Source organism: Actinoplanes campanulatus (assembly GCF_014647795.1).
Classification (GTDB): Bacteria; Actinomycetota; Actinomycetes; order Mycobacteriales; family Micromonosporaceae; genus Actinoplanes; species Actinoplanes campanulatus.
Window position 1 is genome coordinate 351,240 of sequence record NZ_BMPW01000005.1, and the last position, 13,692, is coordinate 364,931.

The 13,692-nt window shown below is 71.5% G+C and carries 8 protein-coding genes; 4 read left to right on the top strand and 4 right to left on the bottom strand.

Annotated features, from left to right (window positions below):
* Positions 1-25: 25 nt before the first annotated feature.
* Both IEZ13_RS12410 and IEZ13_RS12415 read right to left on the bottom strand, forming a co-directional pair.
* The gene (locus tag IEZ13_RS12410) at positions 26-3,433 is read right to left on the bottom strand and encodes an Hsp70 family protein (protein WP_183221402.1); all 3,408 of its coding nucleotides are present in this window, start codon (positions 3,431-3,433) and stop codon (positions 26-28) included.
* The gene (locus tag IEZ13_RS12415; RefSeq protein WP_183221404.1) at positions 3,414-5,957 is read right to left on the bottom strand and encodes a P-loop NTPase family protein; all 2,544 of its coding nucleotides are present in this window, start codon (positions 5,955-5,957) and stop codon (positions 3,414-3,416) included. Before IEZ13_RS12415 ends, IEZ13_RS12410 begins: the two co-directional genes overlap by 20 nt.
* 240 nt (positions 5,958-6,197) lie before the next feature.
* Here IEZ13_RS12415 and IEZ13_RS12420 point away from each other — a divergent pair, with 240 nt between their 5' ends.
* The 3 genes from IEZ13_RS12420 to IEZ13_RS12430 are packed head-to-tail and all read left to right on the top strand — an operon-like array spanning position 6,198 to position 9,309.
* Complete coding sequence (locus IEZ13_RS12420) at positions 6,198-7,742, top strand: coiled-coil domain-containing protein (RefSeq protein ID WP_183221406.1); 1,545 nt, start codon at positions 6,198-6,200, stop codon at positions 7,740-7,742.
* Entirely contained in the window at positions 7,739-8,854 is a 1,116-nt protein-coding gene (locus tag IEZ13_RS12425; protein WP_183221408.1) for a cytochrome c-type biogenesis protein, read from the top strand. The genes IEZ13_RS12420 and IEZ13_RS12425 overlap by 4 nt, the downstream gene beginning before the upstream one ends.
* Positions 8,851-9,309, top strand: coding sequence for a hypothetical protein (locus IEZ13_RS12430; RefSeq protein WP_183221410.1), 459 nt, complete (start codon positions 8,851-8,853; stop codon positions 9,307-9,309). Before IEZ13_RS12425 ends, IEZ13_RS12430 begins: the two co-directional genes overlap by 4 nt.
* Before the next feature lie 14 nt (positions 9,310-9,323).
* On the opposite strand, the gene IEZ13_RS12435 is transcribed toward IEZ13_RS12430, so the two are convergent.
* Positions 9,324-10,349, bottom strand: a complete 1,026-nt coding sequence (locus tag IEZ13_RS12435; RefSeq protein ID WP_183221412.1) for an NYN domain-containing protein — start codon at positions 10,347-10,349, stop codon at positions 9,324-9,326.
* Between the two features lie 9 nt (positions 10,350-10,358).
* Positions 10,359-12,044, bottom strand: coding sequence for a hypothetical protein (locus tag IEZ13_RS12440; protein ID WP_229794641.1), 1,686 nt, complete (start codon positions 12,042-12,044; stop codon positions 10,359-10,361).
* A 131-nt stretch (positions 12,045-12,175) separates the two neighbouring features.
* On the opposite strand from IEZ13_RS12440, the gene IEZ13_RS12445 reads away from it, so the two are divergent.
* Positions 12,176-13,675, top strand: coding sequence for a M1 family metallopeptidase (locus IEZ13_RS12445; RefSeq protein WP_183221414.1), 1,500 nt, complete (start codon positions 12,176-12,178; stop codon positions 13,673-13,675).
* The last annotated feature ends 17 nt before the right edge of the window (positions 13,676-13,692 follow it).

The window sequence follows — 13,692 nt, forward strand, 5'->3', positions numbered from 1 at the left end:
CCCTTGTTCCCCTCATGCCGGCACCTCAGTGTTTCCCGCTGAACGGGTCCCAGTTGTCGCGAAGCTCCACTTCGCTGCGGTCCATGTCGGTCGAGAACACCGCGCCGGGCGTCCGTTCGACATCGTGCAGCTTCGCCGCCTTCCAGTACCGCGGCGAGCCCCGGTGCAGGCTGAGCCGCCCGCGGACGTCGAGCGTGACCCGGTAACGGGCCGAGGCGGCGTCCCGGGGACCGTTCGCGCTCAGCGGTCCCAGCGGTATGTCGCTCCCGTCCGGCCGGCGCAGATGGAAGAAGTAGTCGCCGTTCTCCTGCGGGGGCGGCAGCAGCTCGGACAGCCATCCGTGCACCGCCGGGCTGTCCAGCTCGGCCACCTCGTGCAGCAGCAGCGGGAACCGCTCGGTCACCGGGGTGGCCGGGTCCCACGGCTCGAAGACCGGACGGCGGCCGTCCACGGTGTCGACGACCAGCGTGTACGGGATCGACCGCAGCCGCATCTCCGTTTCGTCCCACTGGTCACGCAGGTCGCCGCGCAGTTCCAGACCGCCGCTCACCAGGTAGTGCGGGTCGCCCTGGCAGATGTTCACCCGGGGGCTCAGGTTCTGGTCGACCTCCAGCTGCATCGAGACCAGCGACTCGCGCCCGATGCTGGGCTTGGCGAGCCAGATCGCCGGGTCCGGTGAGAAGTTCTCCTTCTCCTCGGCGTACGTCTCGAACCGGAACACACCCCATTGGATCGAGGCCAGGTCGTCGATCGGCCGGTGCACGTCGAAGAGCGGCACGAGCGGTCGCCACGCGGACCGTACGCCCACCGTGTTCTCGGTCAGCTCGGCCATCCGGACGCCGCCCTCGATCAGCTCGACGCGGTTCACACCCTGGGTGAACTGCGTGAAGCTGCACGGCAGGGTGTGGAAGAGGTTCTCCACGTCGATGCTCACCACGGTGCGGCCGGCGGCCAGCTCCGGCCTCTCCTGCTTCTGCCCGCCGATACGCTGACCGAGCGAGTGCCCCCAGCAGGCGCCGATCGCGGCCGCCTGCTTGGCGTAGGTCGCCTCGACCGTCAGCGCCGCCGGGTTCCAGCGGAGCCGGTCGTCGGACTCGGCGCCCGGCAGGTCCTCGACCACCACCTGCTGGAGCAGCTCCATCTTGCTGGTCTGCCCGGAGAGCATGACCCGGTCGAGGCGCTCCTCCGGGTCGTCGCCGAGCGTGGTGCGAGCCAGCCAGCGGGCCAGGGCCACCGCCTGGGACAGCACCGGCCGGGCCAGCGCCACGAAGTCGGCCCGGGCGAGCCGGATGCCCTTCGCCGGCAGCAGCGACGCCAGATTGTTGCGGTTCTGCTGGTCGATCGGGTTGAGCACCGACTGCAACTGTTCACGGCTGATCCGGTGGTGTTCCTTGCCGTCCGGTCCGGGGTCCGCGCCCAGCTGGATCTTCGCCGCCTCGGCCAGTTCCCACAGCTGCTGGAAGGCCAGCTTGGCCGCCTCCGGGGTGTCCGGGCCGGGCGGATAGTGGGTGGGCAGGATCTCCCGGAGCACGTCGATCAGCTCGGCCGGCACCGGATCGTTCACGCCCGCGTGTGCGACCCGGACACCGAGCGGCCCGTCCGTACCCAGGTCCGGCAGCAGCGAGTCGATGGTGTCCCGCAGCCGCGCCCGGGCCTCCTCGTGGTCGCTTCCGGTGACCAGCGCGTCGACGATGCAGGCCTTGATCCAGTAGAAGACCCGCAGCGTCAGGTAGTCGCCGCCGAGCTGCGCGTGCCCGGTCGAGTTGATCACTTCGGGCCGGATCACGTAGTAGCGGCCCTGCACGGCCGGGTCCACGCCGTCGATCGGCTCGGTCTGGTCGATCAGGGTCAGCCGGATCAGGGCGATGTCGGTGGTGCCCGCGCCGATGTCGAGCACCAGCATGTTCTGCCGCCACGTCGGCGGGTCGTCGGCGACCCGCCGGGACCGGGCCCGCAACGTCTCGGCGCCGAACTCCCGGCGGTTGCCGCCGAAGTCGCACATCAGGAAGAAGAGGCCGGCGGCCACCCCCTCGTCGTACGACGTGACGACGGTGGTGACGTCCAGACAATGCTTGACGAGCGACCGCAACCGGGTACGGGCGAACGGCGGCGTGGTGGTCGGATAGGTGACGACCACCGTGTCCAACATCTTCGGCAGGCCCTCGCGATCACGATGGGCGAACGCCTCGGTGTCCTGGACGAGATGCAGGTACACGTGGGCGATCAGGTCGTCGGTCGTCGCCTCCCGCTCGTCCGCCCCGGTCATCCCGGTGAGCTCCTCCCGTTTGAGGAGCTTGCTCTTGAGCCGCTGGCGGGTGTTGGGGCCGGTGGTGGCGCCGAGCTCGATCTCGATCGGGTTGTCCCGCACGATGCGGAACCGGCTCGCGATCTCCTTGGTGGTCACCTGCGCCCGGGTGAACTGGACCTGTTGCAGCTGGTAGTCGGCCAGCGGCGGCACCCGGAACGCCTGGTCGTAGGCGCCGAGCAGCCGTGGGGCGAGCCAGCGTCGCAGTCCGGGCTCGGCGGCGACGAGCGCGTTCTCGAACGCGACGCAGACGGCGTCGAACAGGCGCTCCGCGGCGTTCGGCGCACCGTTCTGGCGCCGGCCGCGCCCGGCCAGCTGGTCCGCGAGAGCCGCCGCGCCGCCCGCCGCCACCTCCGGCGCCACGGTGCCGACCTCCTTGAGCAGCCCGGCCAGCGTCACCGACCAGGCCTGGCCCAGATGCTCCGGCGGCTTCCCGGTGAGCAGGCCGGCGAGCTGCCCGCGCAGGGTGGCGAGCTGACCCTCGTCCAGGCCGGTGATCACGTTGCCGCGGCTGTCGAAGAGCGTGACCGTCGACGCCGACGTGCCGAAGTCCACGGCCGCGAAACCGCTGTACGCCGGCTCGGTGGCCCGGCGGTGACGCAACGGGCCGGGCAGTCCGAGCCGCCGCGACTCGGGGTCGCCGCGCCGGCCACGACCGGTCTCCGGACGCACACCGCGTGGCGCGAACTCCAGCTTGACGTGTTCCCGGCCGGTGGCCGGCGCTCCGGTCCGGTCGGTGTACTCGAGCCGCCAGGTCACCATCACCTCGGCGTACTCGCCGTTCTTCGTGGCCAGGGTGTGGTCCAGCAGGTCGGCCTGGAGGCTGCGGCGGTGGCTGATCTCCTGCCGGCCGGCCACCCACTCGGTGTTGCGGGCGCCCGCGTCCCAGGCCGTGTGCAGCGCCCGCCGCAGCTCGCCGTAGTCGGTCTCGTCGTAGGCGACGCCCGCGATCCGCGCCTCCCGCACCGGCAGCGTCGGCATGCCGGGTTCGACCATCAGCACCACGTCGGGCAGAGGGTAGCGGCCCTCGTACTCGAAGAGCCGGAACTTCTGGGCGCCGACCGATTGCACGTACGGGTCGGGGCTGGCCGCCTGTGAGCCGGGCTCCTCAAACACCAGGTTGATCATCGCGTTCCCTCCACTGCCGAAGCAGACTCCTGAGCGGCGACTCGGACCGGTCCGGCTCCGCGGCGTCCTCCTCCTGCCCGGCCGGACGGTCCACCGGGAACATCCGGCGGATCTCGTCACGGGTGAGCATCTGCTCACTGACGACGGCGAGGTCGTCGCGCCGCAGCTCGTAGAACGCCTCGATCTGACGGACGAGCTCGGCGGTGACCACGCTGACCACGGCGTTGTCCAGCTCGCGCCGCTGCCGGAAGAGGTAGAGCTGATGGCGGACCATCTGCTGCTGGCGGTCGCCGGCCTTCTCCGGCACCGAGACGTTCCACGGCAGCGCCCGCTCCCGCTCGGCCGGGAAGCCGTACTCCACCGCGGCCGCGGCCTCGCCGTCGACCGCCTCGGCCTCGGTCGGCGCCGGGATGATGAACCACTCCAGGTCGGCGAGCAGACCGAGCCCCTGCATACGCGTCTCGACGGTGTCGGCGTCCCCGGTCAGGCGCAGCAGACCCGTACGCAGAAGGTCTTGAATGTCGTCGTCGTTGATCCTCAGCCGCAGCTCGGCGGTCTCCGTGCTCTGCTCCTCGACCCACACCCGCACCGCCTCGGCGAAGGCGCGCCGTCCGGCGTGGATGTACCGGCCGCACGTCTCCAGGTACGGCTCCCGGAAGGCGCCGGTCGAGTCGTAACGGGCCCGCGGCGCGGTGGGGAACCTGGCCCGCAGACCACCCGCGGGCCCCTGGGCGGCCGGCGCGTCCTTGCGGATCAGGCCGCCGTCGGCGCGCTGGAGCACGGTCCGCCACGCCTCCCACGAGGCGACCGCGGTGGTGGCGTCGTTCTGCACCGCCTCGATGAGCGGCTCGCCGGCGGCCATGACGACGGTCAGCGGATCCCGGAAGTCGCCCAGCGCCCGGAACAGGGCCTCGTGCCGGCGCCGCATGTCGTCGGTGAGCTCGAGCAGCTTCGCCCGCGCCTGCTCCATGGCGTTCGCGCCCCGGGGCAGGTCATGGTGCGGCAACAGCCGGCAGAGCCGTTCCAGCGCCTCCCGCAGCCGGGCGTGCTGCCGCTTCATGGTGCTCAGCTTGTTGGCCACGCCGTGCTCGGTCGCGTGGCGTTCGATCAACCGGCGCAGGTGGTCGAAGCCGCCGTCGGCCACGAACGCCTCGATCGTCGAGACCCCTGGGCTGTCCGGCTCGGCCTCCACCAGCCGCCGGGCCACGGAACGCCACCGGACCAGGACCTCGGGCACGCCGGCGCGGGCGGTGGCCAGCTTGGCCGCCTCCTGACCGGTGAACGAGGTGGGGATGCCACGCTTCTCGATGGCCACCACCGACGAGGTGAGCACGATCCGCTCGTCCCGCTTGTCGACCAGCAGCAGGGCCCCGTTGTAGAGGTCGTTGTACTGCTGCGACGCGGCACGCAGCCGTTCCAGCGTGATCGGGCCGGACGGCGGCAGGTCCGGCTCGTTCACCCGGTCGAACGCGTTGCCCACCGCCAGGATCGACTCCCGCAGCTCGGTTCGCGGACGGCCGTGCTCCTCCAGCATGGTGTAGAACTTGTCCGGCACGTCGGTGCCGGCCTTGCCGCTGTCGTACACCGTGATGATCGTGTGAATGTCGCGGAGCACGCTGCGGGAGAGGAACTCGTCGCGCTTTGCCGACCGCCGGGCGGTCAGCCCCGGGAAGTCGAGCAGCAGCACCTCGTTGTCGCCGCGCAGCCCGTCCAGCGGCCAGAAATCCGGGTCGACCAGGACCCGGTACTCGACCCGGCGGATCAGCGAGAACGACCGTTGCAACTGGGCGCTGTCGGTCTGGATGCCGTTCAGGGTCAGCGCCGGCAGCCCCGGCCGTCTCGGGAACTCGTCGAGGTCGGGCGCCTCGTCACCCAGATCCAGCGCCGCACGGACGATCGCATGACTGACGCTGACCTGGGCCTTCAGGAGATCACGGCCGGCCAGATGCCCGTCGCGCATGGCCGCCAGCTCCACCGCGATCTTCCGGACCTCGAGGTTGCCGATCGCCTCGGCATCGGGGCCCGGCCAGATGTGCCGGCGGCACCAGGCGTCGAAACGGTCCCAGCCGTCGGCCACCGGGTCGTAGCCGGCGAGCTGCTCGAGCGCCTCGACCCGGTGCACCTGGCGCAGCGCGGCGGCCAGCTCCGAGAGCATGTACTCGACGCAGCGGCTCAGCTCGGGCTCGGAGAGGAAGCGGACCGTCGCGTCACCGTCGATCGCGGTACGCGTACCGGGCTCCGCCGGGCGCAGGTAGAGCGCGGTCACGTTGCCGGTGGTCGCCCGCTGCTCGACCGGCAACAGGTCGGGACGCCCCAGCAACGTACCGATGAGCATGGATTTGCCGACGCTGAACTCGCCGACGACGCCGATCGCGATCGGATCCTGGGCCTGCTGTATCAGGTCGTTCGCGTGCTGTTCCAGTTCCTGGCGCCACTTGAGGAGTGCGGCGTTGTCGTCGAATGGCTCCGCGCCGAGAGCCGTGATCACGGCTCTCGCGTCCTGGAGCAGCTCTGTAACGGACACGATCGATTGCGCTCCTCACAGTGAGGCGGGCGGCGTGGACCGATGCTCCCGTAGCGTTCGATGAACCGACAACCATCCGATCCGGTGATGCGCACCCGCCACATCGGTCTGTCTACAATCGCCGTCCAGCCGCCACAGGCACGCCACGGGTCCGGGAAGACCCACCGATCCGCGGTAGTGGCACTGGTCGCGTGACTGGAAACTCGACGCATCCAAGATGGACGACCGTATCGGTGGACTATGACCGCGGCTTCGCCTCCGACCACCTCGCACGCCTCATCCGCCGGGTCCGGCCGGAGATCCGGCAGCGCCCTCGCCGATGAGCTGACCACCCTCGCGGAACGGACGCCCGAACTGCATCCGATCCGTGCTGACCTGCTCGAACTCGCCACCGCGCTGCGGTCGGCCGAACCCGACGGCGGGTGGGCCGACCTCGACGTGGTCGGCATCTACGCACGCCCCGAGTCGATCGGCACATCGCCGGGCCGGTCCCGGTCGTGGCGGTCGGCGCTGGAGGAGGCCCCCGCGCTGCTGGTCTTCTTCCCGGTGCTGGTCACCTGGCTCGGCCTGGCCGCCGCGACCGTCGCCTACGGGCGGATGCTCGCCGACCCGGCCGGCCGCGAACTCGCCGAGGGCCGCAGCTTCCTCCAGCTCTGGCAGGAGGGCTTCGCCGGCCGGCTGCCGTCGATCCTCAACTTCGGGCACGTCGCGATGCTGGCGCTCGCGGTGATCGGCCTGCTCATCGTGGTCACGCTCGGCTCGGTCATGGTCCGGCGCGGCGACGAGGCCCGCCAGGCGCGCCGCGCCACCGAGGTCGGCAGCCGGCTCCGGTCGGTCCTGGTGCGCTGCCAGATCGAGCTCAACCGGCGGAGGCTCGCCTCACCGGCCCGGTTCGCGGCCGAACTCTCTCAGGCCGCGCATCTTCTGGGGGAGCTTCTCACCCGTACGAGTGAGGCCCAGCGCGGCACGGCGGATCTGGCACAGCACAACAGTCACGCCGCCGAACGCCTCGCCGTCTCCATCGACAGCCTGCGCGAGGCGGTCGGCACCCTCGACCGTACCGGCGCCGAGGTACGCGAGGCGACCGCCGTCCTCCAGTCCGCGACCGCCGTGCTCCGCGACGACCTGACCGTGCGCGCCTCGGCCGCCGCGGAGCGCCTGGACAGTGCCGGCGAGCAGGCGGCCGCCCAGGTCAGGGCGTTGCAGGCCGGCGCTCAGGCGACCCTGCGGGACGCGTCCGCCCGGATCGATCGTGCCCTCGGCGACGTGGCCGACCGGATCGACGCGAGCACGAGCGCCCTGCGTGCTGCCGGCGACGAGTACGCCCGCACGATCAGCGACGCCGCGCGCCGCGCCTCGGTGGAGATCGGTGAGTTCTACGGCGAGGCGGTGGCGACCGCCGCGGTCAGCCTGGCCGGGCGGATGGCCGAGATCGGCGCCGGGTTGAACGACGCCGTCGCGACGGTGCGGGCGAGCGCGGAACGCAACGCGGAGGCGGTCCGCTCGGTGCAGGACGCCTATGCCGGCCTCACCGCCACGATGGCCGAGGCCGCCGGCGCCTCCCAGCGGGCTGCCGAGTCCACGCAGATGGCCGCCGCGTCCACCCGGGAGGTGGCGGCCTCCACCCTGAGCGCCGCCACCGCCACCCAGGCCACGGTGATCCGGCTGACCAGCATCCGTGCCGCACCCACGCCGCGCCGGAGCCGGCCGGTCACCGGGATACCCGTCCGCCGGCGCCGCGGCCGGGCGCGGGCCGCCGAGTCAACCTCTCAGGAGTCGCCGTGAACGGGCAGGTTCTACTGGTCGTCGTGCTGTCGCTGGCCTGCTTCGCCCTGTTGGGCTGGGCCCTGGTCCTGCGCCGCCGTCCGCCCGAGGTCCGCACCGTGACGAAGGAGATCGTCCGGATCAAGGAGGTGCCCGTCGTCCAGATCAAGGAGGTGATCAAGGAGGTCGAGGTGATCAGAGAGGTGGTCAAGGAGGTGCCGGTGCCCGTCTACACGTCGGCCGCCATCGTCTCCGAGCCCGAGATCGCCCTCGGCCCCAACGAGTACCTCACCGAACCCCAGGCGCTGCCCGACGTTCCCGACGCGGTGCACGACACCGTCTTCGACGGCGCCCGGTTCGGCGGTGTCGTGGTGCGCGCGGCCTCGATCCGCGGCGATCTGGCCCGCCGCGACGCCCGGCTGCGCCGGCAGAGCACGGCGATCGCGCTGCTCAGCCGTTTCGGCCCGCCGGTCCTGCTCTCGGTCGTCGCCGCCGGCGACCCGCGGGGCGCCCGCTCGCAGGTGGGAGCGGCCCAGGTGTGCCGAAGCGTCCAGGTCAAGATCTCCGACCGGGCGTACGGCATCGACGCCGCCTGGACCGCGGTCCAGCAGGGTGACACCGCCGCCGGCACCGAGCTGACCGAGCTGCTGCGCGAGGTCACTCTCGCGCTACGGGACTCGCTGACCCTCACCGCGCAGGGCCGCAACCAGCCGGAATCCGCCGTCGCCACCGAACTGACCGGTGTCCTCTCCCGGCTCGGCGACATGCGGGACCGGCCACACCTCGCCTTCGGTGTCGGCGCCTCGCCGGTCCTGCGGGTCACCGCCGGCACGGATTTCGAGGAGGTGTTCCGGCCGGCCACCGCGGTGGGTGATGTTCCCCGGCTGCCCCAGCGCCATGACCTCGTCTCCTGGCAGACGTTCACGACCGCGCCCGGCGAGACCGTCATCGCCTGCACCGCGGGCACGGCCGAATATCTGCGCCGGGATCAGGTCCGCGAACGCCTCGCCGAGCTGTGGTCCGACGACGAGCCGCCCGGGCCGGCCGCGTTCCTCTCCCAGCTCGGCGCGGGCCACCAGGCCTATCCGGACGACCGGACCGCGGTGGCCGTCTGGAACGGCGCGGGCGATTGAAACTCTCCCCCGGTGTGCTGGCCGGCTGGATCTTCGCAGATCTGATGGCCGCGTTCCTGGTGATCGCCATGGGCTCACAGATCTCCACGCCGCCGGTGACGAGGGCCGCGCCCGGGTCGTCCGCGTCGGCCCCGGCCGGCCGGAAACCCGCACCGGCGCGCAGCGCGCCACTCGGCCTCGAACTCAAACCCGTCGAGATCGACCTGCCGGACACCTCCAGCGTGGCGGCGATCCGCCGGACGATCCGGCAGGAGGCCCCGCAGCTCGCCGGGCGCCGCGCCGGCATGGTCCTGACCTTCGGCCGCGGCGGCCCGGCGACCGGGAAGGCGGTGGCCGCGGGCGTCAACGGCAAGCTGCCGGGGGTGGACCCGAAACTCTTCGGCGGCGCGGTGTACCGGAATTTCCACACCACCGGCGGGATCACCAACATCGAGATCTACCTGTACCCGCCGTGACGGGACGGTCGTCCCTATTCCTTGACGGAGGTGAGCAGGTAGTCGTCGGCTTCGGGGCTCCAGGCGAGGTCGATGGCGCCGGCCGTGGCGGCGGCCTTGGCGAACTGGAGGAAGCTGCGGTAGCCGAGCTTCTTCTCGCTGAAGTCGGGGGCGACCTTGCGCACCCGGTTCTTGAGTCCGGAGAGGGCGACCGGCCCGGCGTCGGTGACCGCCGCCTTGAGCAGGATGAACGCTGCCTCCCGGTCGCCGTGTTCGGGCAGTGAGACCTCCGGGTCGCCCTTGGCCTGGCCGTCGCCGAGTTCGATGACGTTGCGGCCGGCGAGGTGGCGCAGCAGTTCGCCGAAGGCGCGGAAGCCGTATTCGGCCTCGCTGAACGTCGGGTCCTTGCGCAGCAGGGTGCGTTTGAGGGTGGAGGCGGTGACCGTGCCGCTGGCGCTGTGCTGGAGGCCGGAGACGGTCTGGGCGACCAGGGTGGCCAGTGATTCCGGGTCACGGGCGGGGGTGTCGATGACGGTCTCCGGGACCGGAGCGGGTTTCTTGCGAGCGGCGGGCGCCGCCGGGATCTCGACGCCTTCGAGGCGGTCGTAGAAGAGGAACTCGTCGCAGGCGGGCGGCAGCAGCGCCGAGGTGGTGCGCTCGACGCCGACGCCGATCACCCGCTTGTTGAGTTCGCGCAGCTTGTGGACGAGCGGGGTGAAGTCGCTGTCGCCGGTGCAGAGGACGAACGTCGAGATGTAGGCGCGTTCGAAGGCGAGTTCCAGGGCGTCGACGACCATCTTGATGTCGGCGGCGTTCTTGCGGGATGCGCCCATCTTCTGCGGGATGTCGATGAGCTCGACGTGCGAGCGGGTCAGCAGGCGGCGGTCCTCGTCGAAGTAGGACCAGTCGGCGTACGCCCGGCGCACCACCACCCGGCCGCGCTCGGCCAGGGCGTCGGTGACCGGCCGCAGGTCGAAGGTCATGCCGCCGAGGTGGTCGCGGGCGCCGATCGCCAGGTTCTCGTAGTCCAGGAACAGGGCGATGCGTTCTTCTTGGTCCACACCGCGAGCCTATCTGCGCATGGCCTCGCGCACGTTGATCAGCAGAACCAGGAGCGCCGCGGCGAAGAAGGTGAACGTGACGACGTAGCGGCCGTCGTACCAGAGCAGGACCAGTGCCCCGATCGCGGCAGCCGCCAGGATCAGGCGCAGCAGGACGGCCAGGAACTTGCCGCGGACCAGGCCCTCCACGGCGAGCAGGCCGAGCAGCAGGGCCAGGGCGATGTCGCTTCCCCCGGTGCCGAACGGGAAGGCGAGGGCGCCGAGCGCGCCGAGGATCAGGGGGGTGCTCAGAACCGCCCACCACGACATGATCCGGCCACGGAGGCCGATGGCGGGTTCCAGCGGGACCCGGCGGTGCAGCAGGTGGGCGTGCGGGTGGTCGGTCAGCGGCGCGGCGGTGGCGGCGCCGGCCAGTTCGTCGGCGAGGCGGGTGTGCTCCATGCGCAGGTTGAGCAGCCGGCGTTCCTCCGGGAGCAGGCCGCGGACCTCGGCCGAGCCGGCCGGGAGCCCGGCCGCGGCGACGGCGAGTTCCTGCCGCAGGGTGGTGATCTGGTCGTCGAGGGCGGCGAGGCGGTCGTGGTCGCGTTGCAGGCGGGTCTCGGCGAGTTTGCGTTCGGCCTCCGGGTTGGGGGCGACCTTCGCGAGGCCGGCCCAGCCGACCGGGTCGGCCCAGGGCTGCCGGACCATGCCGGTGCGGCTGTAGCGGGGGCCGGCCGGGCCGCGTTCGCCGCCGAGCCGGTCGCGGGTGTCGCGGCCCCACAGGCCGCGGTAGTCGCGGATCCACGGGGTGTCGTCGTCGATCAGGACCGGGTGCCACGGTTCGTCGTGGCCGGGGCCGACGGCGCGGCCGTCGCCGCGGGCGTAGTCGACGTACGGGATGCCGACCGACGGGTGGTGCTCATGGTGCCAGGGCGCGAACAGCCGGGCCGACCAGCGCAGCGCCCCGACCAGGCCGCGCAGTTTCGGCGGCTTGACCGTGATCAGGTAGTCGCCGGGCAGGTAGGCGCCGGAGTGCGAACCGGCGCCGACGAACACGACCGGGTGCCGGCCGGCGTAGACCGTGAGGTCCGGGTCGTCCCAGCGGCGCCGCAGGTCGTCGCCGGTCTCCTCGTGGGCGGAGAAAACCACCCAGCGGGGCGGCGGCAGCCCGTCCGGGCCGGTGACGGTGCCGTCGAGGTAGACGGTGACCTGTTCCCAGTCGCCCTCGTGCTCGTTGACTCCGCCGAACGCCGACCGCCAGTTGTTGAAGCTGTAGAAGTACCAGTACTGGCAGACGATCCACGGGTCGTCGCGCAGCACCCGGCCGTAGTAGGTGGGCTGGTCCGCCCGGAGGTGGTCGCGTTGCAGCAGGAAGGACTGGGCGGCGCTGCCGCCGGGCACGCTGCCGCGAAACAGCAGGGAGAACCGGTTGATGGCGTCGACCAGCCGGGCGGTCGGGCCGACCGAGGCGAGCCGGCTGGACCGGCGCAGGTGGGGTGGGCGTTCCCGGAGCGGGATGTGCGCGTGCCTGTCGTTGGCGCCGATGCCGGAGAGCGAGTAGCCGCCGGCGGCGGGCAGCCGGTCCAGGGTGAGCCCGCCCGGGGGCGCCTCCTGCTCCGGGCCGCTGCCGGGCCGGGCACGCCACAGGCTGGCCCGGCCCACATAGCGTTCGACCGAGACGGGGAAGAAGTACTCCCCCTCGGTGAACCGGGCCACCGGTTCGTAGGCGCGCAGCAGGCGCAGGTCGTCCTCGATAACCCCGAGGTTAGCGGCTCACCGAACGGCCGTTGTTCAGGGCCGGTGCACCCTTTAATCGATTATTTTAAATGCATTGGTACGTTGCCCGGATGAGACCCATGCTCGGCAGGACCGTCGCCGTCACCGCGGCCGTCCTCACCGTCGTCCTCGGCATCCAGGCCGGCGCCCAGGCCGCCCCCACCCCCGGCAGCCCCGGCATCGGCGACGTCTACTACCCGGAGTACGGCAACGGCGGCTACGACGTCGGCCACTACGACATCCGCCTGCGCTACTACCCGGACACCGACCGCCTGACCGGCACCACCACGATTCTCGCCACCGCCACCCAGGACCTGTCCGCCGTCAACCTGGACTTCGCCCTGGCCACCCAGTCGGTGCGGGTCAACAACCGGGCCGCCACCTTCACCCGGCAGAGCGACCACGAACTGGTCGTCACCCCGGCCCGCCCGATCACCAAGGGCAGCCAGGTGACGATCGTGGTCCAGTACGACGACATCCCGTCACAGGTCGTGGCGTCCGGCTTCACCTCGTGGAACCGCACGGCCGACGGCGCGCTCGCCGTCAACGAACCGGAGATCGCCTGGTGGTGGTACCCGAGCAACGACCACCCCACCGACAAGGCCAGTTTCGACGTGTCGGTGCTGGTTCCGGACGGCGTCGAGGTGATCTCCAACGGCACCCCGACCCGGTGGGCGCAGCAGGCGCTCGTGGACTGGGACCGCTGGTCGTGGCGGCAGGAGCGGCCGCAGGCCACCTATCTGACGTTCCTGGCGATCGGTGACTTCGACACGTACCGGGACACCTCCGCCGACGGCAGCCCGATCGTCACGGCCTACAACACCCGGCTCGACGCGACCACCGCGGCGGCGGCCCGGGCCAGCGTGGAGCGCAGCGACGAGATCATCGACTGGGCGGCCGGCAAGTTCGGGCCCTACGCGTTCACCGCCCGCGGCGGCGTGGTCACCGGCATCAACGATCAGGGCTTCGCCCTGGAGACCCAGACCCGTCCGGTGTACGACGGAGTCTCCTTCACCCGCGGCAGCAACAACTCGCTCGTGGTCCACGAACTGGCGCACCAGTGGTTCGGCGACTCGGTGGCGCTCGGCCAGTGGAAGGACATCTGGCTCAACGAGGGCTTCGCGTCGTACGCCCAGTGGCTGTGGTCGGAGGACCAGAACGAGGGCACGGCCGACGAGATCGCCGACTACGTCTACTCGGTCGCCCACCCCGCGAGCGACCCGTTCTGGCAGGTGCTGCCCGGCGACCCCGGCCCGGCTCGCCTGTTCCACAACGCGGTCTACGACCGTGGCGCGCTCACCGTCCACCACCTGCGCAAACTGGTCGGCGACGAGGACTTCTTCGCCATCCTGGCGGCGTGGACCAGCACCAACCGCGACGGTGATGGCACCACCCCGGAGTTCCAGGCGCTCGCCGAGAAGATCTCCGGCGTGGACCTGGACGGATTCCTGCAGACCTGGCTCTACACGCCCGGACGGCCCGACCTGGGAATCAGCACGCTGAGCGTCCCGTCCGAGCCGAAGTCGTGGCACCTGATCGAGGCGGCCGGCCAGCAGGCGCACCGGCACTGACACCGGTCACCCACGGC

What these genes read in the sequence shown, in the direction of transcription:
- IEZ13_RS12410 (WP_183221402.1), bottom strand. Translation starts at nt 3,433, where the DNA reads ATGATCAACCTGGTGTTTGAGGAGCCCGGCTCACAGGCGGCCAGCCCC.
- IEZ13_RS12420 (WP_183221406.1), top strand. Translation starts at nt 6,198, where the DNA reads ATGACCGCGGCTTCGCCTCCGACCACCTCGCACGCCTCATCCGCCGGG.
- IEZ13_RS12445 (WP_183221414.1), top strand. Translation starts at nt 12,176, where the DNA reads ATGAGACCCATGCTCGGCAGGACCGTCGCCGTCACCGCGGCCGTCCTC.